Origin of the sequence: Streptomyces sp. NPDC059169, assembly GCF_042755225.1 — a bacterium.
GTDB lineage: Bacteria > Actinomycetota > Actinomycetes > Streptomycetales > Streptomycetaceae > Streptomyces.
Window position 1 is genome coordinate 43,205 of record NZ_JBHZCF010000021.1, and the last position, 23,611, is coordinate 66,815.

The window sequence follows — 23,611 nt, forward strand, 5'->3', positions numbered from 1 at the left end:
TTTCAGCTTGAGGGGAAGGTGACGGGGAGGGCGACCAGCGAGCGGTGGAAGGGGCCGGGGCGCCAGACGAGGTCGTCGCGGTGGCCGTCGAGGTCCATCTCGGGCAGGGCGTCGAGGACGTGGAGGATGGCGGTTTCGGCGATGAGGTAGGCGTGCGTGTTGGCCGGGCAGCCGTGCGGGCCGGCGCCCCAGGCGAGGTGAGCCCGGTTGCCCAGTGGCCGGTGGGTTCCCAGGGCAGGGTCGTTGTTGCAGGCGGCATAGCTGATGACCACCGGCTGGTCGGCGGGCAGCAAGTACCCGCCGATGTCGGCCGGGCGGGGCGGGTAGGACATCGCGAAGTTCGCGAGCGGCGGGTCGCGATAGAGGACGCTGTCCAGGGCCTCGCGGACGGAGGCGTCGCCGGCGTGCAGGTCACCAGAGAACTCACTGTTGGTGAGCATCTCCAGGAGGGTGTTCGTGATCAGGTTGGTCAGGGGTTCGATGCCCGCCCCGTACAGGGTGATGAGCTGCTGGCCCATCTCGGTGTCGTCCAGCCGGGCGACATGGACGAGGAGCCTGCTGGTCACGTCGTCGCCGGGCTCTCGGCGGCGCAGGGTGACGAGGTCCGCCACGGCCTGGGCCATGATCTGGTTGCCGATGGAGGCGTTGACCCCGTCGAAGATCTTCGCCATTCCGTCCGCGATCCGGTGGCCGACCTCGTCGGGGCAGCCGAGTAGGTGGCTGAGCGTCTGGAACGCGAGAGGCCAGGCGTACTGGGACAGCAGGTCCGCCTTGCCGCTGCCCTTGAAAGCGTTGATGGTCTGCTCGGCAACCAGTTCGACGTGGGCTCGCAGCGCGTGCTGGTCGACAGCCCCGAGGGCTTCCGTGTTCGCGGCCCGGTAGCGGGCGTGCTCGGCACCGGCCGAGCGCAGGGCGTTGGGGCGCCACTCCATCATCGGCCGGATGGGGCAGGTGTCGGGGACGGAGGTCTGCCACTGGCGCGGGTCGGCGGGGAAACGTTGCGGGTCGCCGAGGATGCGGCGAGCCTCCTCGTAGCCGACGACCAGCGTGGCGGGCACGCCAGGGGCCAGGTCCACGGGGATCAGGGGGCCGAACTGCTCGCGCATGCGCTGGTAGGCGGCGTGCGGATTCTGGGCGAAGTCCGGTTCGTACAGGGGGATGCGGTGGGTCGCGGTGCTCACGGTCGGGGCTCCAGACGGTGCGCGAGACGGGCGAGGTATTCGGTGAGCTGGATCAGGGCCTGCATGCAGGACGCTCGCTCGCGGGCGTCGCACACGGTCAGCGGCGTGTGTCCCTCCAGGGCGAGGGCCTCGTGGACTTCTTCGAGCGGGTGGCGGGGCGCGCCGTCGAACTGGTTGACCGCGACCGCGTAGGGGACGCCGTTCTCTTCGAGGAGGCCGAGGATTTCGTGGGAGGCGTCCAGGTCGCGGGGGTCGACGAGGACCAGGGCGCCGAGGGCGCCGATGATCAACTCCTGCCAGAGGAAGCTGAATCGAGCCTGGCCGGGGGTACCGAACAGGTAGAGCACGAGGTCGTCGCTGAGGTGCTTGCGTCCGAAGTCCACGCCGACGGTGGTGGTGGACTTGGCAGGCGTGCGGGCCAGGTCGTCGACCAGGGCGCTCGCCCGGGTGATGGTTTCCTCCATGTGGACCGGAGGCACCTCGGAGACGCTGCCGACGAAGGTGGTCTTGCCCACGCCGAAGGCTCCGGCGACCACGATCTTCGCGGTAGCCGTCACCGTGCGCGCGACGAACCGGTCAGGCGTGAGCGCGGAGTCCATGAAGAACCCTTTCGATGAGTGAGGCCGGGGGCCGGTCGTCGTCCTGGCCCTGGGCGAGGGTCATCAGTCCGTGTCCGATGAGGTCGGCGACGAGAATCCGGGTGGTCGATGGCGGGAGGGCGAGTGCGGAGGCGATCTCGGCGACGGCCAGCCCTCCGCCTTGCGCGGGTGCGAACAGGGCGAGCACGCGCCGTGCGTCCGGGTTGAGGCCGGGACGGGTGCCGGTCGCGGCGAAGACCAGGCTCTCCAGGCGCACGTCCTTGCTGGGGCGGGTACGTCCGCCCGTGCGGACGTAGGGCCTGACCAGATCCGGGTCCTGCCGCGGCCTGCTCATGCCAGCGGTGCTTCCGTGCCGCCGGCGATGCGTGTCTGGACACCCAGCTGTTCGCCCACGCTCGCGGCCAAGCGCAGGGCGGCCTCGCTGATCACCCCGATGTCCGCGTGAGGGCTGTCGGTGTGGACGGCGAGCATGGTGTTGTCGCCAGCCGGGATGAGCAGGGAGATGTGGTCGACCGATTCCATGACGAACTGGCAGACGCCCCCGCCGTTCGTCTCCCGGTCGTAGGCCCGCGATGCTCCCCACAGCGTGGAGGCGATGGCCGAGATCTTCTCGGCGCGCTCGCGCGGCAGCCGGTCGGTGTAGGCCGGGCTCATGCCGTCCGCGGCGACCAGCACGGCGTATTCCACGCCAGCGGTCTTCTCCAGGCTTTCGAGGAGCCAGCCGATGTTCTTGTCGGTCATGCGTCGTGTCCTTGGTCGTTGTCGGCAGTGGGGACGTGGGTGCCCTGCTCGGCGCGGGCGCGCTGAGTGCCACGGGCCCAGGCGGCGATCACGCTCGCTCGCCCCGGCTCGGCGTTGGCAGGGCGGGGAACGGGGGCGGAGGCGGGTGCGGCGCGGCGGCTGCGCACCGTCAGTCCGCTGGCGGTCGTGCGGGCAGTGGAACGCTCCTGGTCGGATTCCCCGGCCGTCGGCGGGACGGGGGTGAGCGCGGGTTGTGTGGCTACCGGAACCGGGGCGAGAGCAGGGAGCCGGTCGGACGCGGCAGAGGCGAGAGCAGCTGGCGGATCCTTCTGCACCGGCTGCGAGGATGCCGGCGGCGCCTGGGGCGCCGTGGTGAGGAGGTCCTGGGGAAGGGTGAGGAGCGCGCGGGTGCCCAGAAGGGAGTTGGGCGCCTGGACATCGACCCGGAATCCGTAGGCGCGCGCGAGGGCGGCGGCGACTCGGAACCCGGTCTGCGGGCGGGCGCCGAGCTGCGTTATGTCGTCCGTGCGCTGCCCGGTGAGGATGTCCCGGGCGCTGTCGAGCTGCTCCGGCGTCATCTGTAGGCCGCTGTCGTCCACGAGGACGGTGACTCCGTGGTGGCCCTGTTCGAAGGACACGTGCACTCTCGACTGTGGTGGCGAGAAGCGCAGCGCGTTGTCCAGCAGGAGCGCGAGGGCGTGCACCACGGGCCCGACCACGCGGGTCTTCACCGCGACGTTGAGTTCCTCGGGCTGTACGCGCTGGTAGTCCTCGACGTAGCCCATCGCGGCCCGCACCACATCGGTGAGCGTCGTCGTGGGCCAGTGCCGGGTCAGCTTGCCGCCGGCCAGGATGGTCCAGCCCTGGGCGACCAGCAGCATCTGCTGCACGGTGTGGTCGATATCGGTCAGCGTCTCGAACGCGGCGTCGTCCTCGTGCTCGCGCACGCCCTCGCTGACCTTGCGGCTGGTCTTGGCGGCCATGCCCACGAGCGCCGACGACACACTGCGCACTGCGGCCTCGGTCGACCGCACAGCAGTGGAACTTACCCGAGCGATCTCTTCCTGGGCGGCGGTGTGCGAACGCCGCAACTCCTCCGCCCCGAGCGTCTTCGCCTGCTCGATCTCCTGGTGCGCCGCGTACTGGATGTCGCGGATCACGGCGTGGACGACGCCGGCGGTGGACTTGACCACGTTGATCAGGTGCTCACCGACTGCGGTGCCGGCCAGTTCCGGTGCGGGGGCCGGCACCGTGATCCGACCGCCCGAATGGTGGATCTGGGGCAGCGTCTCGTGGACCAGCTTCTGCAGGGCACCCTCGGTGGCCTGTTGTTCGCGGGCCAGGAGGTGTGCCCGCCGCCGCGTCTTCTGCCATCGGCGGTGGCTAACCCAGGCCGCTGCCACCGCGACGATGGCCGCGGCGGCGAGCACGATGACCATGGTGGTGGCGGTCGTGTTCATCAGACAGCCACCGCCAAGAGCACGTCGGCCTCGGCTGCGGGCGCCCCCGAGTCGAGCTGCTGCAGCAGGAGTGCGGACCCGATCACCCCGATGTGGCTGTACGCCTGTGGGAAGTTGCCCAGTTGTCGCCCGGTGGCGGGGTCGTACTCCTCGGCGAGCAGGCCGAGGTCAGTGCGCAGGGCCAGGAGCCGGTCGAAGAGAGCGTGGGCTTCGTCCGGGCGGCCAGTCAGGGCGAGCGCATCGACCATCCAGAACGAGCAGAGCAGGAAGGTCCCCTCGTCACCGTTCAGGCCGTCGAGCCCGATGCGGTCGCCGGCGGTCGGGTAGCGCCGGACGAGGCCCTCCGGGGTGGACAGTTGCTGACGTACTGCCTCCACCGTCCCGAGCACTCGGGGATCGTCGGGAGGCAGGAATCCCACCCTGGGGATCAGCAGGAGGGCGGCGTCGACCTCCTGTGATCCGTAGGACTGGGTGAAGGTGTTGCGGACCGGATCGAATCCGCGCGTGCACACCTCCTGGTGGATGGCCTCGCGCAGTTCAATCAGGGCGAACAGGTCGGCGTCCAGGACGGCGGCCTCGACGAGGCGGATGGTCCGGTCGATCGCGGCCCAGGCCATGACCTTGGAGTGCACGAAGTGGCGGCGCTCACCTCGGATCTCCCAGATTCCCTCGTCGGGCGTCTGCCACCGCTCGGCGAGGTGCTCGACCAGTCGTTGGTGCAGGACCGCGGTGTCGCCGCAGCGGGCCACCCCGCTTTGGTGGGCGAGGTACAGGGTCTCGATCACGTAGCCGTACACGTCGAGCTGCAACTGGTCTACAGCCCCGTTGCCGATCCGTACCGGGCCGGAGTTCTCGTAGCCGGGCAACCATCGCAGCTCCCGCTCCTGGAGATCCCGTTCTCCGGTGATCCCGTACATGATCTGCAGGTTCTCCGGATCGCCGGCCACGGTCCGCAGCAGCCACCGCCGCCACGCCTCGGCCTCCTGCCAGTACCCCGAACCGAGCAGGGCGCCCAGGGTGGTGGAGGCGTCGCGCAGCCAGGTGTAGCGGTAGTCCCAGTTCCGGCGACCACCGATCTCTTCCGGCAGCGACGTGGTCGGCGCTGCGACGATGCCGCCGCTGGGGGCGTACGTCATCGCCTTCAGGGTGATCAGCGACCGGACGACTGCTTCCCGGTGCGGGCCGTCGTAGGTGCATTGGCTCGTCCAATCTTCCCAGAAGGCGAGGGTCGCCGCGAGCGCCGCGTCGGGATCCGGGATCTCCGGCGCGACACCGTGGGAGGGCTCCCAGCTCAGTACGAAGGCGACGCTCTCGCCGGCGGTGACCGTGAAGGAGCTGACGATTGCGCCGTCCTTCTCAACCTGCCCGGTGGACGTGTCCAGCCACAGGGCGTCCCCGCCGCCCTCAGCGATCATGCGTCCGCTCAGCTCATGGATCCACGGGCTGACCCGGCCGTAGCCGGGGCGGGCGCGCAGCGTGGAAGCCATGGCGATCTGGCCAGCCGTTCCCTCCACGATCCGGATGACCTGCGGTGCCCCGTCGCGCGGCGGCATGAAGTCGGTGACCTTCGCGCTGCCGGAGGACGTTGTCCAGACTGTCTCCAGCACGAGGGACTCGCCGACATAGCGCCGCTTGGCAGTCGCACCGGCTCCCTCTTCGTGCGCAGCGGCCGGGGCTATGTGCCACGCTCCGTGCTTCTGCGTGCCAAGCAGCGCAGTGAAGGGGGCCGGCGAGTCGAAGCGGGGCAGGCACAGCCAGTCGATCGAGCCGTCGTCGCAGACGTGGGCACTGGTCTGCATGTCGCCGATCAGGCCGTAGTGCTCGATACGCGGAAGGCGTTTCATCGTGTAGATCTCCGTTAGGCCCCGCGAGTCCGGGGAGGGCTTTAGGGCCGTCGAAACGGCCGGCGAACTGTCGGTGAGGCGAGACTCCGGTGGTCACCGGTGAGGCGGCGACTCGCTCCGCGCCGGTGCGGGTTCTTCGTCCGCTGACGGGGAACTGGTTGCGCGATCACCGCGGAGAATCAGCCATGTCGTGGGACCAGGGATCAGGACGATGAGAACCGCCCCGGTGGCGGTCATGTCCGGGGCGCCGACGCGGCCAGGACGAGACAGGCGAAGGCGATCGCGAAGACTGTGCCGCGCAGCAGGTTGATCGGCGGTGTCCGCCAACGCCGTCCCCGCTGCCGCATCGCACGGCCGGTGCCGTGGGCCTCCACGGTCGCCACGAGCTCCTGGGTCGCCTCGGCCAGTTGGACCAGATGCGCCCTGCTGGGCATGTAGCCGTCGGGGACCCCCGCCGAGCCGAGCTGCTGCGCGCGGCGCAGCGCTGGCTCCTCCTTGGGCACCATGACGCCGAGTCGATTGATGTGGCCGCGCAGACGCCTCGCGAGGTCTTCAGCGTCGGCGGTGGTCTCCGGCAGCGGCGAGTCCTCGTCCAGCACGAGCGCCACTGTCTCGGCTGCGGCCACCGCTTGATTGCGCGGTGAAACAGGCTCGACAGCCATGCGGCCCTTCCTGTTGGACGCGACGTGTTGACAGGCGTCCTGGCGGGGAGCCAGCGAGAGGCGCATGACACAACTCCTGTTCGGATCAGGCCAAGTTGATTGGGGTTCGCCGTGCGGGGGCGGCGGTCGTCGTGCAAAGTGAGTGATCCGGTCGCTACGTTGAGCGAACCGTGAATCCCCGCTGGGGGGTATGCCTGCGCGACCGCCGAGGCCGTCAAAGGCGTCAAAGATCATTTCGGAACCGAGGGGCAGCCCATGGCCCGTGTGCGAAACGTCGCCCTCGCCGCACTTCTGCGCGAAGCGGGCTGGTCTCAGCCGCAAGCAGCCGCAGCGGTCGCCCGGGTAGCCGCGGAGAGCGGGGTGCGTGAGCTGGAGGCCATTTCCCGCTCGCACATCGCCATGTGGGTGCAGGGCACGCAGCCGAGCGGTCGGGCACCTCATATCCTTCGCGAGACGCTGTCCCGCAGGCTCGGCCGCCGCCTCACCCTGGCCGACCTCGGGCTGGAAGGTGAAGGCACAGGCCAAACCGACAGCGGTTCCGACTGGAGCGTCGATCCTCTGACCGTGCTGGCCGAGCTGGGAAGCGACGACCTCGATATGCACCGACGTAAGCTGCTGGCGACCGCTGCGTACTCGGCCGCCGGCCTGGCCTTGCCCACCGCCTCGTGGTGGGCAGCCGCTCCTGCCGCGGCGGCGAAGCGCCCAGCAGTCTCCTCCCGGCTGGTGACGCAGGCCGACATCGACGACGTCCGCGATCTGACGACCTTCTACTCCGCGCGTGACCAGCAGCGAGGCGGCGCCTCTGGCCGATCGGCCCTCGCCGGCCATCTTCGCGACGAAGCGGTGCCCCTGCTCGGCAGCAGGTTCCGCACGGAGCAGCTTCGTCGCGACACCTACTCGGCCGTGGCGGAGATGGCCTATTTGTCGGGGTGGATGGCTTTCGACGCCTCCGAGCACCGCACCGCCCAGCGCTACCTCACTCTCGCCGGCCGCATAGCGGCCGAAGCGGGCGACGGGCCGCTCGGCGGCCACATCCTGCGCGCCCTCGCGCACCAAGCCGTGGACCTTGGGCACCCCCGCCGCGCGCTCGTTCTGGCCGACGCCTCCATGAACCGCGACCGCTACGGCCAAGCTAGCCACCGTGAGAAAGCCCTGCTCGCGATCGTTCACGCACGCGCCCTCGCAGCCGACGGCGACCGCGCCGGCACTCTCGCGGCCATCAGCCGCGCGGAGCGGGATCTCTCCCGCGCCGACAACAGCGAGGCTCCGAGCCGCGTGAGCTTCTTCCAGGAAGCCTCCCTGGCCCACGAGACAGCCTGCGCCCTGCGCGACATGGGCCAGCCGCTGGACGCGGAGATCCACTTCAAGCGCAGCGTGGCCACCCGCCGCCGCCAGCAGTACGCCCGCACGCACAGCGTGACCCTCGGCTACCTCGGCGCCGTCCAGGTCCAGCAAGGCCGCCTCGACGAGGCATGCGCCACCTGGAACCAAGCACTCGACGCCATGGCCGGCGTCCAGTCCGGCCGTGCCCGCGACGTCATCGTCCGCATCCAGAGCGACCTCTCGCCCGTCCGGCAACGCGGAGGCCGACATGTCACCGAACTGGACCACCGGGCACGGGGCATGCTGCGCACCATAGGCTGACCACAGAGCGGGTTCGCGGCGCTGGCCGGGGGCCGCCGTGCAGGCTACGCCGAGGGAGAGGAACGAGCGCCGATGGCGACGTACGAGGTCGAGTCGATCGCAACAGTCGTCGGGGGCCACACCCGCGTTCAGGACGACTACCAGGGCGGGGTCGAATCGATCATTCGGCTCGACGACGCGTACCCCCTCGAAACGCTGCAGGGAATCGGAGAGTTCTCCCACCTGACGGTGACGTGGCGCTTCCACCTGGCGCGACCCGAAGACGTCGAGCTCCACGCACGCAGCCCACGGGGAAACCAGAACTGGCCGCCGACAGGTACGTTCGTCCACCGCAACCACCGGCGCCCCAACCAACTGGCGATCAGCTACCCGCGGTTGCTCAAGGTCGAAGGCCGGGACCTCCTGGTCACCGATCTCGACGCCGTAGACGGAACGCCCGTGATCGACCTGGCACCGTACTTCGAACAGATGGGACCTCGGGGCCCGATCCATCAGCCCGCATGGCCTGGCGAGATGCTCGAACCGAATTACTGGGCGAAGGCAAGCGAACGGCCCTCGGAGCGCCCTGCGTAACGGGAGTGACTGAGCTGTGCTGCTCCTCGTTTGGCTGGTCGGGGACCAGCTGGAGGTCTGACTCAAGCCGCAGCCCTCGCGTACCGGAACTCACACCACGTTTCCTCGCCGCTGCTCTCCCACGCGTCTGAGATCGCATGGACAAGCCGGATCCCGCGACCGGATTCACCGTCGGGTCCGGCTTCCTTGAGTACAGCGGGGGCAGGGTTGCGGTCGGTTACCGAGACCCGCACCACGTCGACAGTCACCGTGATCCGGAGCACGACTTCGCCCTCACCGTGAACCATGGCGTTGGTGACCAGCTCCGAAACGGCCAGTACGACGAACCCCGCCACCGGCTGCGAAACGCGGCACCGTCGCAGGAACGCCCTGGTTGTCTGCCGCATCTCCCCAGCTTTCGTGGGATCCGGGAGAAAGGCCGCCTGACAGGCATGGGGTGCCGCCGGTATGTCGGCCCATGCCGATGTGCTGCGTCGGTCCTCCTGGGCCGGCCTCACACACGACGTGCCTGCTGTGGCCGCAGAACTACGGATGCCCCCGCCGGGCGGGGTCGCCTCTTGGAGCCTGGTCATGGGGGCTATCGCACCGCGCGGCGACGCTGTCGACCAGGGGAATCCAGAGGGGGAAAAATCTGTCAAGGGGGGAAACCAGAGGGGGAATTGAGGCCATGATTGGATTCCGCCCACCAACAGAGGTCACACTCATGCCAGATCCGTTCGCCGACCTGCTCCTCCGGCTTCGGCAGGATGCGGGCCGGACGCAGGAGGAGCAGGCAGACGCGATCAACGCTGTCTCCGGCCGGGACACCATGACCCGCCGAGAGATCAGCCGCTATGAGAACTTTGAGAACATTCCTACCAATCACACAATCGGCCATATCGCGGCGGCCTGCGGTGTCCCCTTCGAGGAACTACAGCGGGAGGCTAAGGCTGCCCGCGCTCGGAAGAGAGACGGGCATGCCAATGCAGGGGAGGATCAGGACGCCGTGAAGCGTCGCACGCTGCTGGGTGGTGCCGCCATCGGCGTGAGCGCGGCTGCCGAGCCCTGGGGGCGCCTGGCCTTCGCCCTCAGTAAGAGCTCCAAGATCGATTCGCCCTCCGCCGTCGCGCTCATCGACCGGGCCGCTGAACTGCACGTCCAGGAACTCAATCTCAGTGCCCGGCGACTACAAAACACGGTCGAGTCACATCTTGACGCGATCACCGCGGCCCTGCCCCGTGCCGGCGAACACGAACGGGCTCTCACTATCGCCGCCGGAGAAACTGCCGCTCTGGCTGGTTGGGTGGCCTGGGACCTGGGCGAGCACGACAAAGCCGACGCCTACTACAAGGTCACGTCGCAGTGCGCGGCGACCGCCGGGCACCCTCCACTCCGAGCCCTGGCCCTGACCTACACCAGCTACGGCGCCTCGACGCCGAAGGCGAAGTTGGAGTTCCTTTCTCAAGCGGCTAGCGACGTGCGAGGCCACGGCAACGCTACTGCTGCCGCCTGGGTCCTCGGCAGGCACGCGGAGGAAGCTGCGGCGGCCGGCGACGAGACGGGGGCACTCCGGGCCTTGGAGCGAGCGCGCTTCGCCTACGACTTCGCGGATCACACCAGCGAGCAGGCGTGGGTCCGGTTCGTGACCCCGTACCGCATGGACTCGTTGGCCCTCTCCGTCTACGGCCAGTTGGGGCGTCCCGAACTCACGTCCACTGCAGATACCGCAGTCGACCGTCTAGGGGACGAACTACCGGACGGGGGCGTGGTGGTTCTCGGCGATCTCGCTTCGGCCCTACTGCGTGGAGGCGACGTCGACCAAGGCGTCTACGTGTCACGCCAATTCGCTACGGCGACACAGGCCAAGCCCAACACGATGGGCAAGGAGCGCGCAGAGACTATCGCAGCGTCGCTCCCCGACAGAGAGCGGGAACTCGCCGTCTATCTACGGCAGTTCGCATCCTGAGCCCCCTCCGGCGGTACGCGGCAAACCCGGGACGCGAATGCTGTCGTACGTCCGGCCCGTCGCTCCTCAGCCCTGCGCCGTCTCCTCGACAACCCAGGACAGGTACGCCTCCGACCCGCCGGTCACGGGCAGCGTGATCCATTGGGGGACGTCATACGGGTGCCTCTCGTGCAGCCACGCTTCCAGCGCCGGTAGACGGTCCGTCGTAGTCATGTACGAGATACGCCACTCCTGCGCCGCCTCGACCTTCCCCTTCCACCAGTAGAAGGCGGTGATCGGCGCATCGATGTGAACGCCCGCTGCCAGCTTGCTCTCGACCGCGCCCTGGGCCAGTGCCTTCGCCTGATCCTCGTCGTCGCTGGTCGTCTGAGCAATCACAATATCGTTGGCCATGCAACTACCTCTCCAGCTCGGGTACCGCGACCCTACCCAGCCGTCCAGGGCACACCAAAAGCCGGTCGCCGGCCGTGAAGGTGAGTGGGGTTCGATCACGACGTGGATCAGTCAGACGGCAGCGTGTCATTCGGGTTGCGCTCGCTTCGGCACTGCGGTGGCAGGTCCATTCATCAACGAGGTGGTGCGGCTGCATGATGCAGGCGTCGGCGCATTCCTTGCGCCTCTGGACCTCCTCGGCTGGCAGGGCCGCGTCCTGACCGCCAGCCGGCTGCCCGCCCGGCCGGGCCGATCCCAGCGGCTCGCTGACCTCACTAACGAGGCCAGGGCCGGCACATATCTGTGCGGGACCGGCGCGATGACCTATCTCGACCCCGCCCCGTTCGCCGCCCGCGGCATCACCGTCGCACCGTTCCTGCCCCCGGCCGCCGGCATCTGGGCCTCCGCCCGGCGCGTCACCGCCCTGTGGGCCTTGGCCCCCCTCGGTCCCGCTGACCTGGCCGCCCAGCTCCGGGCCTTCGCCGACGCCCGGGCCTCGCTCCAAGCCGCTGCCTGAGCACGGGGCGGCGAACCGGGTGGCGGTGTCGCGCGTATCGCGCCGTCCGCCTTCCTTGGCGATCACATCGCCGAGTTCGAGGCCGACCTACGCCAGGCCCTCACCAAGCTGCAGCCCGACGGGAAGTTCGAGGAGCCCATCCACACCGAAGCCCTGATCGCCACCCGCCCATAAGCCGATAGTGTCGGCGGCCGAAATCGGCCGCCCGTCACGGAGATGCCCTGTAGCGTGACCGGCCTTGACGATCGGAGGACAGCCATGCCTGAGAAGACCGCAGAGTCCGGCCGTACGTACGCCGCTCACTACGCCGACGTTCACCTGATCGTCCGTCAGGGCGACGAGTTTCTGATGGGGCGACGCCGCAGTCAGCCGGTGTTCCCTGGCATGTACCAGGTACCAGCAGGGCTGATGGAGGACCACGAGCCCGCCACGCTGGCAGCCGCCCGGGAGTTCACCGAGGAGACGGGCGCCACCGCCGACCCCTCCGACGTGCGGTTCGTGCACCTGATGCACCACGTCTCCACCCACGCCGGGTCACGGCGGATCGCCTTCTTCTTCGAGGTCGACCGCTGGCACGGCCAGATCGGGAACCCCGAGCCGGACAAGTGCGAGGGCTGGCAGTGGTACAAGCCCAGCAGCCTCCCCGCGCCTCTGCCTCCGTACCTCGCGGTCGCGCTGCAGCACATCGCCGACGGCGTCACGTACAGCGAATACGCCTGGCCTCCGCATGAGTGCCGGCGACACGTGGATGCGGCCGGTGCGCAGCACCGGGCACCAGCCGCACACTGCTGACATCTCTGAGAATGGAAGAACGCATGCCGGTCCGGGAGTTAGCCCGTCGCGCCGTGGTCGCCGATGCGCCCGAGCTGGTCAGGCTGCGATGGATCATGTTCGGGTCGCCTGGTACAGCGCCCGCCCCGCGATGGGCGGCGGACTGCACAGCGGCATTCGCCCAGCGCCTCGGCGACCCGCTGTTCGCCATCTTCGTCGTTGACATCGGGAGAGGCGGCCTGGCCGCGTGCGCCGCAGGAACCTGCACTCCTCGACTCCCCAGCCCGGGGAACAGTGCCCCCTATGCCGGGCACATCGGGTCAGTGGCCACCGACCCGGCGCACCGCCGCCGTGGATACGGCCGGGCCTGCGTCACGGCCGCGCGTGATTGGCTAGCCGGACAGGGCTGCACAGTCATCGATCTGTACGCCTCGGCGGACGGCTGCACCCTGTACGACACTATGGGCTTCGTTGTCCGGCCCGATGTCGCGATGATCTGGCGCGCACCGAGCGCGAGCCGCGAATGGTGACCGGCGAGGCTCCCGGGCAGGACTGGCAGCCCGCACCACTGAGTGAGGTTGCCGCGCTGTTCTCGAAGACGGCTGCCCCATGGTGGATCGCGGGCGGTCATGCCATCGAGCTCGCCACGGGCCGGTCGTTCCGCGAGCACCACGACATCGACGTCCTCGTGCTGCGCCGAGACCAGCTCGCTGTTCAGGAGGTACTCGCCGGATGGCAGTGCTGGGCTGCTGACCCGCCCGGGAACCTGCGGCCGTGGCGGCCCGGCGAGCTGCTGCCGGTCGGCGTGCATGACGTCTGGTGCCGACCCACCGCGTCGGCGCCGTGGCAGATTCAAGTGATGCTCGACGAGGCCGAGGGCGACGAGTGGGTGTCGCGGCGGGACCGCCACGTGCGGTGCGGCCTCGCGGACCTGGGGGCAGTCTCCGCGGCCGGCATCCCCTACCTGCGGCCGGAGGTCCAGCTCTACTACAAGGCGAAGCAGCCGCGGCCGAGGGACGCGGTCGACTTTGCCGCGGTGCTGCCGATGCTCGATGCCGGGCAGCGGGCATGGCTCGTGCAGTCGATCGGCAGCACGTACGGGCCGCACCCGTGGATCGAGCAGCTCGGCGAGTGGATGCCGACAGGCGTGGGTGGTCTCTATGACCGGCCCCCCACCAGAGCGAAGCCGTTCTCGAGGCGCACATGGCCATGGTTGAGCATGTTGCTGCCGACAGCTTTGCAGAGCGCGGCGGCATCACCCGGGGCCAGACAAACCAGCGTGCCGAGAAGTTACTCGCCCGCTGGCAGGAGGCCCGCGACCGGGCCCAACACGTCGTCTCCAACTGATCGCCGAGAACTGGAGCGCAGTCCAGGACCTCGCCGCCGCCCGGCCCGGCACCTCAGTGCGCGGCAGGTCGTAGCGGATCTCCCGCCAGAGGCCCGCACCCTCGCCCATTGCTTGGCTAGCCTGGACTGAGCCAGAGCACGCTCTCGGGGCGACGGAGCGAAAACGCCAGCCCCGAGGGCGATCGCCTACGCCACCGACTTGCGTACCGCTTCGGCCAGCGCGGCCGCGCGCACGTCGTCGGAGCCGCTGATGATGTGGTTCATGACGTGGCCGAAGGCGATTGATGACGCTCTTTGAAATCGGCCACCCCCTGCTCAGGGGTGACCCCACACCTGCTCGCGATTCCCCAGTCCGGAGTGACATGACCTCCGTGGGGCAGGGGCCGTTTTGTTCCCCTCCTGATAGTCAGGGCTGGTTCGCGATCTGTCGGCCGAGCTGTTCGAGGAAGTCCTGCAAGCTGGACGCGGCGACCTCGAAGTCGTCAAACCAGGAGGCCGTGGTGGACTTCCAGACTTGTCTGCTGTCTCCGATCGCGAACAGGTGGCCCCCGCCGTCGCTGGCGAAGACCAGCGCGATCGATTCGCCGTCGATCGGAGCGGGGCCGTACTCGCGGAAGTGTTCCGCCACCGTCGCAGGTGAGTGAATGAAGTACCCGCTGTCGACGTCGGGCAGGGAAGCCTCGCTGATCACCCAGTAGAGAGTGGTCAGGTCGGAGGGGATCGGCGTCAGGTCCACGAGCGCGTCCGTCGCCTGGTGACTGTCGTCGGTTGCGAGCATCACGGCGTTATGGCCGGGCGGGAAGCCGTGCGTTGGGAGGAAGGACCGCATCAGCTTCGTCAGCGCCGCGTCAGCCTGTTCCCGCCAGGACCGGACCCATTCCGCGTCAAGCCGCTCACCAGGCACGTTTCCCCCATCGAATACGCGTGGGACCCGCCGGCGCGAGCCCGGAAGAACATATCGGAGGGGTCAGCACGGGGCGCGATGGGAACCGCGCTTTCCGATCCGCGGCTCCTGGACCGGTCAAACCTGCTCAGGCGATCTCCCCACTCATCGTGTGATCTTGCCCGGCGTGTCGAACTGGGATCGGAGTGTCGTGGAGAGCCTGCGTGCGCAAGTTCGGCCTGGTCGGGGGCCTGGATGCTCACGCGGGAGGAAGACGTGGATGCTCATGCACTGCGTCGTCAGGGTTGGACGATCTCAGCGATCGCACGTCATCTGGGACGTGACCGCAAGACGATCCGCGCCTACCTGAACGGCGACCAGGTCCCTGGCCAACGACGTCAGAGCCCGGACGCCTTCGTGCCCTTCCTGCAGTACTGCCGGCAGCGGCTCGCCGATGATCCGCATCTGTGGGCCTCGACCCTGTTCGACGAGGTCAGGGACTTGGGCTATGAAGGCGGCTACTCGACCTTCACCCGTGCGCTTCGCCGCTACCAGGTCCGGCCGCACTGCGAGCCGTGTCATGCCGCGACGGGCCGGAACGTCGCGGTGATCGCCCATCCGCCGGGCGAGGAGATCCAGTTCGACTGGCTGGAGCTTCCGGACGCGCCCGAGTCGTGGGGAGTGGGCGAGCACGCTCACCTGCTGGTCGGGGCGCTCGCGCATTCGGGCCGGTGGCGGGCGGTGCTGGCGGAGTCCGAGGACTTCCCGCACCTGGTCCAGGCCCTCGATCAGGTGGTCCGCAAGCTGGGCGGGACCGCGAGGCGGTGGCGCTTCGACCGGATGGCCACTGTCTGTTACCCATCCAGCGGGCAGGTCACCGCGTCTTTTGCCGCGGTCGCGAAGTACTACGGCGTCGGAGTCGACATTTGCCCGCCCCGTCGCGGCAACCGCAAGGGTGTCGTCGAGAAGGCCAACCATTCGGCAGCCCAACGCTGGTGGCGCACGGTTCCCGACGCGCTGACCGTCGTCCAAGCCCAGTCCGGCATCGACAAGCTCGCCATCCGCATGGATGAACGCCGCCGGTCGGTGGAGGGGATCAAGGTCGCCGTCGGTGAACTCGCTGCCGCTGAAATGCTGCTCGACGTCCCGGTCCGGCCGTTCCCGGCCGAGCTGGAGGTTGAGCGGACCGTGAGCCCGCAGTGCCTCGTTTCCTTCGACGGGAACCTGTATTCCGTCCCGCCGGGACTCGCCGGCGCCCAGGTCAGAGTCCTGCACCGGCTCGGCGAGAGCCACCTCGACATCGCCACCTCCGGACGGGCCGTGGTCGCCCGCCACCGCCGGGCACCTCGCGGCGCCGGCCAGACCGTGCGGGATGCCGGACACGTCGTCGCGCTCGAACGCGAGGTCCTGGCCTCCTTCTCGGACCGGGCTCCCTGCAAGAACAAGGTCCGCCGACCTCCTTCCGAGGCCGCGCGGGCGGAAGCCGAGCGGCTGCGAGGCCAGCAGGCCGCTGCTGGTGATCCGGCCGAACGGGTCGTGATCGGCCTGTCCCACTATGCCGCCGTGGCCGACCGGCTGCGGACCGTTCCCTCACCGAAGGAGGAGAACACGGAGTGAGTACGTCCCCGATGCAGATGAGCGAAGCACGCCGCTTCCAGCAGCTGCGAGGCCACCTTTCCTACCTCAAACTCAACGACGCCGCCGAAGCACTCAACCGGGTGCTCGACCAGGCCCGCGCCGAACGGATGTCGCTGACCGCCGCACTGGAACGGCTCCTGGAGATCGAGGTCGAGGCCACCGAAGCCCGTCGGCTCGCCGCCCGCCTCCGATTCGCCTGCCTGCCCGAACCCTGGACGCTGAACGACTTCGACTTCGCCGCCCAGCCCGGTGTCGACGAGAAACTCATCCGCGACCTGGCCACCCTGCGTTTCCTCGACGACGCCTCCAACGTCCTGTTCGTCGGGCCTCCCGGCGTCGGCAAGACCATGCTGTCCGTCGCCCTCGGCCGGGCCGCGGTCGACGCCGGACACCGCGTCTACTTCACCACCGCCGCCGAGCTCGCGGCCAAGTGCCACAAGGCCGCCCTCGAAGGACGCTGGAAAACCTGCATGCGCTTCTTCGCAGGTCCGAAGCTTTTGATCATCGACGAACTCGGCTACCTCCCGCTTCCCGAGGACGGCGCTTCCGCGCTGTTCCAGGTGATCAACCAGAGATATCTGAAGTCGAGCACGATCCTGACGACCAACGTCGGCATCGCCGACTGGGCCGGAGCCTTCGGCGACGCCACCGTCGCCGCCGCCATGCTCGACCGGCTCCTGCACCGGGCAGCCGTCGCCGGCATCGACGGCCCCTCCTACCGGCTCCGCAACCACCAGACCCAGGCCGACACCATCCGCAAGGGAGTGAACGCCCGTGTCTCCTGACAACGGCACCACCTCCCTCGGCCCCCGATCCACCAACTGCCCCGTCTGCCAGAGCGAGTTCGTTCCCCACCCCCGTCAGATCTACTGCTCTCCCCGCTGCAAATCCGCAGCCCACCGACTCCCACCCGCACCCCCAGCAGCCCACACCTGCCCCGTCTGCCAGGGCATCTTCACCACCAATCCCCGCCTGCGGCAGATCTACTGCTCGCCCAACTGCCGCCGCGACGCGGAGAAACAGCGCAACCAGGAACGCGACGACCTGCGGGCCATCCGACTCGGCGAACAGCAGCCCCGACAGACTCCGACGGCCGCAGCCGGCTCCGCTCGGCAGGAGCAGGCCCTGACCCCCACCGCCGTCCGGAACTGCCCGCACTGCGATCAGCCCGTCACCATCGTCGCCCTGCTGGCCACCCCGGAAGCGGCCCGTCCCACCATCGCCAGCAGGGTTCCCGAGATCACCTCCCTGCGGCGGACTCCGTGAACACCGCGGGCTACGACATCGCCTGACCGTCACCGATCAACGGGCCCCGGCGCCCTTTGGTCCCCGGGCCCTCACACGCGCTCTTCGCTCCCCAGATTCCCCACTCACTTCAAACTGCACCGAAGTGGAGGGAAGAGCGGCCCTGGCCGATTTCAGAGATCCTCATCACGATGCCGTGCTCGGGGTCGGCGAGGCGAGTGAGCCGCCGCGGCCGGTGTGGCCGAAGGCGGTCGGGCATAGCAATAGCGGACAGCGACCGCGGATCGCGCGACGGCGACCCTCGCATGCCTATGGGGCAATTCTTATCGCGCCCAAAGTGGTCGACCCCCCGACGGGGTGATAGTGGGCATTCGCTCACGGCAGACGAGAATTGACGGCAAATGGCTGGAACCTCGGCCGGGACCATGTCAACGTGCAACGTCTCGCAAAATGTCGAGTCAGGCGAGGAGCGCTCGACGAGTAGCGAGGGAAAGATTGCAATGCCAGTCGTGTGTCATTGGCACGCTGGAATGGTTCCTGCCTAGGAAGTTCGTCTGTGTGATACCACTAGTCGATCTGCTCGTTTCGCGTCCCCTGTCCTCGTGCCAGAAATCTGGACCACCTGGTAGATGACCGTCTCCTGGCGCTCGTTGCAGTCGGCGCCTCGCCGGCTGTGCTTTCGTACCGATCGACTTCCTGACGGAAACTCACCCAAGGTGTTGCGAGCTCTCGGCACGGGGCGCGCAACATAGCCCACGATCGCCGGTTGGCCAAACCGGCGATCCTCGCGACCATTGATGTTCGTCCGCATCGGCCGTGCTTGGCAGTGGAGCCGGCGGACGCACTGTCCCGGGACTGCGCAGTACTTCCTTGCGACCTGCACCTGTGTAGCCCTTCCCGTCCCCGACTGAAAGGAAGAAATGGCTCGTCCCCCTGCGCTGAAACTCGCTGAGGTCCTGGCGGAGATCCGCATGAGTCCGTCGGCGTTCTACCGTCTGCGTGCCCGCAACCAGGCTCCTCGAATGATCAAGCTGCCGAACGGCGAACTCCGTTGCCGTCGTGCCGACCTTGACGCCTGGTGGCAGGCGTGCGAAAGGGATACGCCTGAATGGCGATGAGTTACAAGGTCCGCTTCTGGGACATCCGGGAGCGGCCGAAGCGTCGCAAGCCGTTCGAGGTCCGATGGACGGTCAACGGCCGCGAGCGGTCGGAGTCCTTCATTACCAAGGGGCTGGCCGAGAGCCGTCGCGCAAAGCTGATGACGGCCGCGCGCGACGGTGAGGCGTTCGACGAGCAGACTGGTCTGCCGGCTTCCGAGATCCGTGCCATTAGGCAGCGGACCACCTGGTACGACCTGGCTCATGCCTACATCGATGAGCGATGGGACCGAACGCCTGGCAACACCCGTCGTACTCTCGCTGATGCACTCGCCACCATCACGCCCGCGCTGGTGCGGCGCGAAGCGCGCTACTCGGAGCCGAGGGTTCTGCGACGCGCGCTGTATTCATGGGCGTTCAACAAGCGTGCCTGGGAGAGCAAGCCGTCTGCTGAATGGCAGGATGCCCTCGACTGGATGCAGCGGAACTCCCTGCCCATCAGTGACCTGATGGAACCAGATGTCGTGCGCCGGGCGTTGGACGCGCTTGGGCGGAAGATCGACGGCGAGTCCGCTGCGGCGAAGACCGCCCTGCGGAAACGATCGGCCTTCAGCGAGGTCCTCGGAACTGCCGTCGACAAGGGATACTTCGGGGAGAACCCGCTCGCAAGGGTCAAGTGGCAGGCCCCTGGGGTGAGTGAGGAAGTGGACCCGGCCTGCGTGCCGAACCCGACCCAGGTTGCTCGCCTGCTGACCGCTGTTGGCAAACAACGGGGACGTGGCCCGCACCTTGAGGCGTTCTTCGGCTGCATGTACTACGCGGCCATGCGTCCGGCGGAGGTCATCCACCTGCGGATCTCACAGTGCCATCTGCCGAGGAGCGGATGGGGCATGCTCAACCTGAGCGGAGGTGTCGTCACGGCTGGCAAGGAGTGGACGGACGACGGCTCGGTCCACGAAGTGCACTCCTTGAAGAGGCGAGCCGTCAAGGCCACGCGTCCCGTGCCGATACCGCCGTCGTTCGTGGGCACACTACGAAATCACGTCGATCGCTTCGGCGTTGCACCCGATGGTCGGGTTTTTCGGAATGCGGCCGACGGCTATGTGGACGCAGCAGCCTACGGCAAGACATGGGAGCGGGCCCGTAAGAAGGTCCTGGCTCCCAATGAGCAGCCGACGCTGCTCGCCAAGAGGCCCTATGACCTCCGGCACGCCGGGATCTCGTTCTGGCTGCACTCCGGTGTGGATCCTGCCGAGTGCGCGCGCCGGGCCGGCCAGAGCATCCAAGTGCTCTTCCAGTACTACGCCAAGTTCCTGGACGGTCTTCAGGAGCATTCCAACCGGCTCATCGAGGAGTCGATGCAGGAGTGGAGCCGGCGCAGTGGGGACAGCAGCCCCACGGGCTGAGCCGCCATCTGGCCCGTGTATGGCCCGGAACTGCTGGTCAGGACTGGGATACGGGTGGAATGAACTGGGAGAAGAGGCGTATTTCGACGCCTCCCCCATGGGGAGGCCCGGGCGCTCCCAGAAGGCGCCTGATCGGGGAGAAGCCCCAGGTCAGGCGCCTTCTTTCGTGCTGCTAGAAGAAGCCCAGCTTCTTCGGCGAGTAGCTCACCAGCAGATTCTTCGTCTGCTGGTAGTGGTCGAGCATCATCTTGTGGGTCTCGCGGCCGATCCCTGATTGCTTGTAGCCTCCGAAGGCGGCGTGCGCCGGGTAGGCGTGGTAGCAGTTCGTCCAGACCCGGCCCGCCTGGATCGCGCGGCCGGCACGATAGGCCTGGTTCGCGTCCCGGGTCCATACGCCGGCCCCGAGCCCGTACAGCGTGTCGTTCGCCGTGCTGATCGCGTCGTCGAAGTCGGTGAAGGACGTGACCGCCACGACCGGGCCGAAGATCTCCTCCTGGAAGATCCGCATCCTGTTGTCGCCCTCGAAGATCGTGGGCTGGACGTAGTAGCCGCCCGCCAACTCGCCGTCATACTCGACACGATGACCGCCCGTCAGAATCTTGGCGCCCTCCTGCTGGCCGATGTCCAGGTAGGAGAGGATCTTCTGGAGCTGGTCGTTCGAGGCCTGCGCGCCGATCATCGTGGACGTGTCCAGCGGATGGCCGGGGACGATCGCCTCGGTGCGTGCGATGCCCGCGTCCAGGAACTCGCCGTAGTGGCCGCGCTGGATCAGCGCCCGTGACGGACACGTGCACACCTCGCCCTGGTTGAGGGCGAACATCGTGAACCCCTCGAGGGCCTTGTCGCGCAGGTCGTCGTCGACCGCCCAGATGTCGTCGAAGAAGATGTTGGGCGATTTGCCGCCCAACTCGAGTGTCACCGGCTTGATGTTCTCCGAGGCGTACTGCATGATCAGCCGGCCTGTCGTGGTCTCACCGGTGAACGCGACCTTGGCGACCCGGGGGCTGGACGCGAGCGGCTTGCCGGCCTCCGCCCCGAAGCCGTTGACGATGTTCACCACGCCCGGCGGGAGCAGGTCGGCGACCAGGCCCATCCAGAAGTGGACGGATGCCGGGGTCTGCTCGGCGGGCTTCAGCACCACCGCGTTCCCCGCGGCCAGTGCCGGGGCCAACTTCCAGACCGCCATCAGGATCGGGAAGTTCCACGGGATGATCTGTGCCACGACGCCCAGCGGCTCGTGGAAGTGGTAGGCGACCGTGTCGTCGTCGATCTCGCTGAGCGACCCCTCCTGTGCCCTGAGGACCCCCGCGAAGTAGCGGAAGTGGTCGATGGCGAGGGGAATGTCGGCGGCCAGCGTCTCGCGGACGGGCTTGCCGTTCTCCCAGCTCTCCGCAACCGCCAGTTCCTCCAGGTGCGCTTCCATCCTGTCGGCGATCCGCAGCAGGACGTTCGAGCGAGCCTCGGGCGCGGTGCGCCCCCAGGCGGGCGCCGCCGAGTGTGCTGCGTCCAGGGCGCGCTCGACGTCCTCGGCGGTGCCGCGGGCCACCTCGGTGAACGGCTGCCCGTTGACCGGACTGGGGTTCTCGAAGTACTGGCCGCGGGCCGGTGGGACGTACTCGCCGCCGATCCAGTGGTCATAGCGGGACGCGTAGGTGACGATCGCGCCCTCCGTGCCAGGCGCAGCGTACCGGGTCATCTCGGCGGCCTCCCGAAGTTGCTGCCGTCCGCCGTCGGACGGCGTGTCCGACGGCGAACCTAGGGAGGCGTACGTTGCAACCCCGTTGCGGGCGCCGCCGCCTGCCGTGGGGGAGGAGCGGGGTCAGCCGCCGGACCGCGGCCCTGCCGCCTGTGCCGGGGCTGCCGTGCCGGCGTCCGGTGGCGGAGTTTTCCCCTCGGGCGTGCAGGTCACCTTGTCGCGCGGGGTGTAGTGGGTGCTGAAGTCCTCCCGCCGGACTTCCTTGCCGCCTTGGACGAAGACGCGGCCGACGGCGACGTCGAACCCTTCGAGGGGGGTCTGTACCTCGCACTCGGGGCCGCCGCCCGTCCGCGTGCCCGGGGCCTTGACGTGCGTACGGGGCCCCTTGGTGGCGCGTATGTCGTCGTACTTCTTCGTGCCGAGGAACGAGATGGTCACCGACGTGTCGGTGGACTCCGCCTGGACGTACAGGGCGTGCCCGGAGTCGTTGAGCCAGCGGAGGTCGAGGGTGCCCCAAGCCACCGTGGCCTCGCGGCCCTCGGGGTAGCGCTCGATGTAGAAGGAGTGGGCCCCGTGCTCCACCGGCTTGACGCCCGCGAAGAACAGGGCGTTGAACATCGTGGTGGCAACGGCGGAGACTCCTCCGCCCGGCGACTTCACGTACTGACCGTCGTTGATCATGATGCCGTCGACGAAGCCGTTCTCCTTGGTGCGCTCACCCACCGTCCGATTGAAGCTCCACTCCTGACCGGGGAGGACCACCGAGCCGTCGATGAGTTGCACCGCGCGGGAGATGTTGGTGATGCGGTAGGGGGCCGCGGGGAACTTGACGGTGAACGAAGAGACCTTCTCCTTGATGCCGAGCCGCTGTGCCGTGGCGTCGCCGAGCCGCGGCTGGACGGTCCTCGCCGGGATCTCTGCGGTGCGGTCCGCGCCCGAGCGGGTCAACAGGGGCAGTACGGCGTCACCGAGGGCCGCGGTATCGACCTGGTGGCCGGCGCGGCTCTTCTGTGCCACTACGACGCGGTTCCCGTCGAGCCGGAGCACGGCGTCACGCGGAGACCGGGCGGCCTCGCGCACCCGGCCCGCGACCGCGGGGTCGGCCAGGAGCCCCTTGGCGTCGAGGACCGGCGCCAGCCGGTCGTCCGTGCCTGCCTTCATGGTGAGGTGCCGGCCGAGGGTGGACGGGTCGACGGCTATGGGTTTCCCGGCGAGGGTGAGGGTGACGGGCCCGGACATCGCGGGCCGGGCGAATTCCTTCATGGCCCGTTCGGTCTCGAGCGGGCCGACCCGCGGGAGCTCCCGTCGGACGGGGAGGACGACGGGGGTCGGGTCGGTGCGGAGGTAACCGGCGCGGAGGGCGGCCGGGGCCCGGTCCACGATCAGGGAGGTGCCGGTGACCGGGGCCACCGCCGTCGCGCGGCCGTGCTCGAACACAACGGCTCCGTCGCGCACCTTCCGCTGGGTCGCCGCGGCGATGCGGTCGACGGCGGACCGGTTCTCGTGCTCGTCCACGCGGACCACCGGCTCGACGTCCCGGTGGTCGGAGGAGAACAGCCTGCCGATCACGCTGACGGGGTCGCTCGATCCGCTCGCTGCGCGATCCGCGGTCGCGGCCGCGTCGAAGGAGAGCCCGAGGGAGTCCGGTGAGGCCTTCTCGACGCGGTCACCGATCTTCATCGTCAGCGGCGCGGCGAAGGCATTCCCGAGCTGGCGGTCCAGGGTCCGGCGCGCCTCTGCACGGCTCATCCCGCCGATGTCGACGCCCCGGACCTCGGTGCCCGCGGGGACGTCCCCGGCCGCCAGACCGGCGCCGTACAGGCCGCCGAGGGTCAGGACGACGGTGCCTCCGGCGATGGTCAGAGCGATCCGCCGGTTGCTCGCCGAGCGGGGTGCGCGTGCCATGAATCTCCCTAGGCGTCGGCCGACC

The 23,611-nt window shown here is 68.7% G+C and carries 23 protein-coding genes and 1 pseudogene; 12 read left to right on the plus strand and 12 right to left on the minus strand.

Annotated features, from left to right (window positions below; all coding sequences use genetic code 11):
- Positions 1-2: 2 nt before the first annotated feature.
- The 7 genes from ACFXOM_RS30610 to ACFXOM_RS30640 all read right to left on the minus strand — a co-directional run bounded on the left by ACFXOM_RS30610 (position 3) and on the right by ACFXOM_RS30640 (position 6,487).
- Positions 3-1,181: a cytochrome P450 gene (locus tag ACFXOM_RS30610; protein WP_385040547.1), complete on the minus strand. Its 1,179-nt coding sequence runs from the start codon at positions 1,179-1,181 to the stop codon at positions 3-5.
- Positions 1,178-1,780 (minus strand): ATP/GTP-binding protein, encoded by a 603-nt coding sequence (locus tag ACFXOM_RS30615; protein WP_175309475.1) that lies wholly within the window; start codon positions 1,778-1,780, stop codon positions 1,178-1,180. The genes ACFXOM_RS30610 and ACFXOM_RS30615 overlap by 4 nt, the downstream gene beginning before the upstream one ends.
- Positions 1,758-2,114: a DUF742 domain-containing protein gene (locus tag ACFXOM_RS30620; protein ID WP_329159791.1), complete on the minus strand. Its 357-nt coding sequence runs from the start codon at positions 2,112-2,114 to the stop codon at positions 1,758-1,760. Before ACFXOM_RS30620 ends, ACFXOM_RS30615 begins: the two co-directional genes overlap by 23 nt.
- Positions 2,111-2,521, minus strand: a complete 411-nt coding sequence (locus tag ACFXOM_RS30625; protein WP_385040550.1) for a roadblock/LC7 domain-containing protein — start codon at positions 2,519-2,521, stop codon at positions 2,111-2,113. Before ACFXOM_RS30625 ends, ACFXOM_RS30620 begins: the two co-directional genes overlap by 4 nt.
- Complete coding sequence (locus ACFXOM_RS30630) at positions 2,518-3,981, minus strand: ATP-binding protein (RefSeq protein WP_385040553.1); 1,464 nt, start codon at positions 3,979-3,981, stop codon at positions 2,518-2,520. Before ACFXOM_RS30630 ends, ACFXOM_RS30625 begins: the two co-directional genes overlap by 4 nt.
- Positions 3,981-5,825, minus strand: coding sequence for a glycoside hydrolase family 15 protein (locus ACFXOM_RS30635; RefSeq protein WP_385040556.1), 1,845 nt, complete (start codon positions 5,823-5,825; stop codon positions 3,981-3,983). The genes ACFXOM_RS30630 and ACFXOM_RS30635 overlap by 1 nt, the downstream gene beginning before the upstream one ends.
- A 233-nt stretch (positions 5,826-6,058) precedes the next feature.
- Positions 6,059-6,487: a DUF6415 family natural product biosynthesis protein gene (locus tag ACFXOM_RS30640; RefSeq protein ID WP_385040559.1), complete on the minus strand. Its 429-nt coding sequence runs from the start codon at positions 6,485-6,487 to the stop codon at positions 6,059-6,061.
- Between the two features lie 255 nt (positions 6,488-6,742).
- On the opposite strand from ACFXOM_RS30640, the gene ACFXOM_RS30645 reads away from it, so the two are divergent.
- Both ACFXOM_RS30645 and ACFXOM_RS30650 read left to right on the plus strand, forming a co-directional pair.
- Positions 6,743-8,131, plus strand: coding sequence for a Tat pathway signal protein (locus tag ACFXOM_RS30645; RefSeq protein ID WP_267804764.1), 1,389 nt, complete (start codon positions 6,743-6,745; stop codon positions 8,129-8,131).
- Between the two features lie 72 nt (positions 8,132-8,203).
- Entirely contained in the window at positions 8,204-8,704 is a 501-nt protein-coding gene (locus ACFXOM_RS30650; protein ID WP_329159780.1) for an SAM-dependent methyltransferase, read from the plus strand.
- A 62-nt stretch (positions 8,705-8,766) separates the two neighbouring features.
- Here the strand turns inward: ACFXOM_RS30650 and ACFXOM_RS30655 are convergent, their stop codons facing one another.
- Positions 8,767-9,153 carry an ATP-binding protein gene (locus ACFXOM_RS30655; RefSeq protein ID WP_327372178.1) on the minus strand — a complete coding sequence of 129 codons (387 nt, stop codon included), beginning with the start codon at positions 9,151-9,153 and terminating at the stop codon, positions 8,767-8,769.
- A 254-nt stretch (positions 9,154-9,407) separates the two neighbouring features.
- Here ACFXOM_RS30655 and ACFXOM_RS30660 point away from each other — a divergent pair, with 254 nt between their 5' ends.
- Positions 9,408-10,649 (plus strand): helix-turn-helix transcriptional regulator, encoded by a 1,242-nt coding sequence (locus ACFXOM_RS30660; RefSeq protein ID WP_385040562.1) that lies wholly within the window; start codon positions 9,408-9,410, stop codon positions 10,647-10,649.
- A 66-nt stretch (positions 10,650-10,715) separates the two neighbouring features.
- Here ACFXOM_RS30660 and cutA read toward each other — a convergent pair whose 3' ends face one another.
- Positions 10,716-11,042: a divalent-cation tolerance protein CutA gene (cutA, locus tag ACFXOM_RS30665; protein ID WP_361370203.1), complete on the minus strand. Its 327-nt coding sequence runs from the start codon at positions 11,040-11,042 to the stop codon at positions 10,716-10,718.
- Between the two features lie 157 nt (positions 11,043-11,199).
- Here cutA and ACFXOM_RS30670 point away from each other — a divergent pair, with 157 nt between their 5' ends.
- The 4 genes and pseudogenes from ACFXOM_RS30670 to ACFXOM_RS30685 all read left to right on the plus strand — a co-directional run.
- Positions 11,200-11,598, plus strand: coding sequence for a WbqC family protein (locus tag ACFXOM_RS30670; RefSeq protein WP_385040566.1), 399 nt, complete (start codon positions 11,200-11,202; stop codon positions 11,596-11,598).
- 258 nt (positions 11,599-11,856) lie between these two features.
- Positions 11,857-12,390 carry an NUDIX domain-containing protein gene (locus ACFXOM_RS30675; protein ID WP_385040569.1) on the plus strand — a complete coding sequence of 178 codons (534 nt, stop codon included), beginning with the start codon at positions 11,857-11,859 and terminating at the stop codon, positions 12,388-12,390.
- 11 nt (positions 12,391-12,401) lie between these two features.
- On the plus strand, positions 12,402-12,899 hold the full coding sequence (locus tag ACFXOM_RS30680; protein ID WP_385040572.1) for a GNAT family N-acetyltransferase: 498 nt from the start codon (positions 12,402-12,404) through the stop codon (positions 12,897-12,899).
- Positions 12,893-13,495: pseudogene (locus ACFXOM_RS30685) on the plus strand (nucleotidyltransferase domain-containing protein); the annotation flags it as partial. The gene ACFXOM_RS30680 and the pseudogene ACFXOM_RS30685, both read left to right, overlap by 7 nt.
- A gap of 627 nt (positions 13,496-14,122) precedes the next feature.
- Here ACFXOM_RS30685 and ACFXOM_RS30690 read toward each other — a convergent pair.
- Complete coding sequence (locus ACFXOM_RS30690) at positions 14,123-14,494, minus strand: hypothetical protein (protein WP_385040575.1); 372 nt, start codon at positions 14,492-14,494, stop codon at positions 14,123-14,125.
- Between the two features lie 381 nt (positions 14,495-14,875).
- Between ACFXOM_RS30690 and ACFXOM_RS30695 the strand changes: the two genes are divergently transcribed.
- From ACFXOM_RS30695 to ACFXOM_RS30715, 5 genes are all read left to right on the plus strand, one after another.
- Positions 14,876-16,216, plus strand: a complete 1,341-nt coding sequence (locus tag ACFXOM_RS30695; RefSeq protein WP_385040577.1) for an IS21 family transposase — start codon at positions 14,876-14,878, stop codon at positions 16,214-16,216.
- Positions 16,213-17,022, plus strand: coding sequence for an IS21-like element helper ATPase IstB (gene istB, locus ACFXOM_RS30700; protein ID WP_356691367.1), 810 nt, complete (start codon positions 16,213-16,215; stop codon positions 17,020-17,022). The genes ACFXOM_RS30695 and istB overlap by 4 nt, the downstream gene beginning before the upstream one ends.
- Complete coding sequence (locus ACFXOM_RS30705) at positions 17,012-17,503, plus strand: hypothetical protein (RefSeq protein ID WP_385040580.1); 492 nt, start codon at positions 17,012-17,014, stop codon at positions 17,501-17,503. The genes istB and ACFXOM_RS30705 overlap by 11 nt, the downstream gene beginning before the upstream one ends.
- Before the next feature lie 899 nt (positions 17,504-18,402).
- Entirely contained in the window at positions 18,403-18,600 is a 198-nt protein-coding gene (locus ACFXOM_RS30710) for an AlpA family transcriptional regulator (protein ID WP_073224270.1), read from the plus strand.
- Positions 18,591-19,985 (plus strand): tyrosine-type recombinase/integrase, encoded by a 1,395-nt coding sequence (locus ACFXOM_RS30715; RefSeq protein WP_385040583.1) that lies wholly within the window; start codon positions 18,591-18,593, stop codon positions 19,983-19,985. The genes ACFXOM_RS30710 and ACFXOM_RS30715 overlap by 10 nt, the downstream gene beginning before the upstream one ends.
- A gap of 172 nt (positions 19,986-20,157) precedes the next feature.
- Here the strand turns inward: ACFXOM_RS30715 and ACFXOM_RS30720 are convergent, their stop codons facing one another.
- Together ACFXOM_RS30720 and ACFXOM_RS30725 are read right to left on the minus strand one after the other, a co-directional pair.
- Entirely contained in the window at positions 20,158-21,681 is a 1,524-nt protein-coding gene (locus ACFXOM_RS30720; protein WP_385040586.1) for an aldehyde dehydrogenase family protein, read from the minus strand.
- A gap of 123 nt (positions 21,682-21,804) precedes the next feature.
- The gene (locus ACFXOM_RS30725) at positions 21,805-23,586 is read right to left on the minus strand and encodes a VanW family protein (RefSeq protein ID WP_385040588.1); all 1,782 of its coding nucleotides are present in this window, start codon (positions 23,584-23,586) and stop codon (positions 21,805-21,807) included.
- Between the last annotated feature and the right edge of the window lie 25 nt (positions 23,587-23,611).

What these genes read in the sequence shown, in the direction of transcription:
- ACFXOM_RS30615 (WP_175309475.1), bottom strand. Translation starts at nt 1,780, where the DNA reads ATGGACTCCGCGCTCACGCCTGACCGGTTCGTCGCGCGCACGGTGACG.
- ACFXOM_RS30680 (WP_385040572.1), top strand. Translation starts at nt 12,402, where the DNA reads ATGGAAGAACGCATGCCGGTCCGGGAGTTAGCCCGTCGCGCCGTGGTC.
- ACFXOM_RS30690 (WP_385040575.1), bottom strand. Translation starts at nt 14,494, where the DNA reads ATGCTCGCAACCGACGACAGTCACCAGGCGACGGACGCGCTCGTGGAC.
- ACFXOM_RS30630 (WP_385040553.1), bottom strand. Translation starts at nt 3,981, where the DNA reads ATGAACACGACCGCCACCACCATGGTCATCGTGCTCGCCGCCGCGGCC.
- ACFXOM_RS30675 (WP_385040569.1), top strand. Translation starts at nt 11,857, where the DNA reads ATGCCTGAGAAGACCGCAGAGTCCGGCCGTACGTACGCCGCTCACTAC.
- ACFXOM_RS30640 (WP_385040559.1), bottom strand. Translation starts at nt 6,487, where the DNA reads ATGGCTGTCGAGCCTGTTTCACCGCGCAATCAAGCGGTGGCCGCAGCC.
- ACFXOM_RS30645 (WP_267804764.1), top strand. Translation starts at nt 6,743, where the DNA reads ATGGCCCGTGTGCGAAACGTCGCCCTCGCCGCACTTCTGCGCGAAGCG.
- ACFXOM_RS30660 (WP_385040562.1), top strand. Translation starts at nt 9,408, where the DNA reads ATGCCAGATCCGTTCGCCGACCTGCTCCTCCGGCTTCGGCAGGATGCG.
- ACFXOM_RS30710 (WP_073224270.1), top strand. Translation starts at nt 18,403, where the DNA reads ATGGCTCGTCCCCCTGCGCTGAAACTCGCTGAGGTCCTGGCGGAGATC.
- ACFXOM_RS30620 (WP_329159791.1), bottom strand. Translation starts at nt 2,114, where the DNA reads ATGAGCAGGCCGCGGCAGGACCCGGATCTGGTCAGGCCCTACGTCCGC.
- ACFXOM_RS30715 (WP_385040583.1), top strand. Translation starts at nt 18,591, where the DNA reads ATGGCGATGAGTTACAAGGTCCGCTTCTGGGACATCCGGGAGCGGCCG.
- ACFXOM_RS30635 (WP_385040556.1), bottom strand. Translation starts at nt 5,825, where the DNA reads ATGAAACGCCTTCCGCGTATCGAGCACTACGGCCTGATCGGCGACATG.
- ACFXOM_RS30725 (WP_385040588.1), bottom strand. Translation starts at nt 23,586, where the DNA reads ATGGCACGCGCACCCCGCTCGGCGAGCAACCGGCGGATCGCTCTGACC.
- ACFXOM_RS30720 (WP_385040586.1), bottom strand. Translation starts at nt 21,681, where the DNA reads ATGACCCGGTACGCTGCGCCTGGCACGGAGGGCGCGATCGTCACCTAC.
- ACFXOM_RS30650 (WP_329159780.1), top strand. Translation starts at nt 8,204, where the DNA reads ATGGCGACGTACGAGGTCGAGTCGATCGCAACAGTCGTCGGGGGCCAC.
- cutA (WP_361370203.1), bottom strand. Translation starts at nt 11,042, where the DNA reads ATGGCCAACGATATTGTGATTGCTCAGACGACCAGCGACGACGAGGAT.
- ACFXOM_RS30625 (WP_385040550.1), bottom strand. Translation starts at nt 2,521, where the DNA reads ATGACCGACAAGAACATCGGCTGGCTCCTCGAAAGCCTGGAGAAGACC.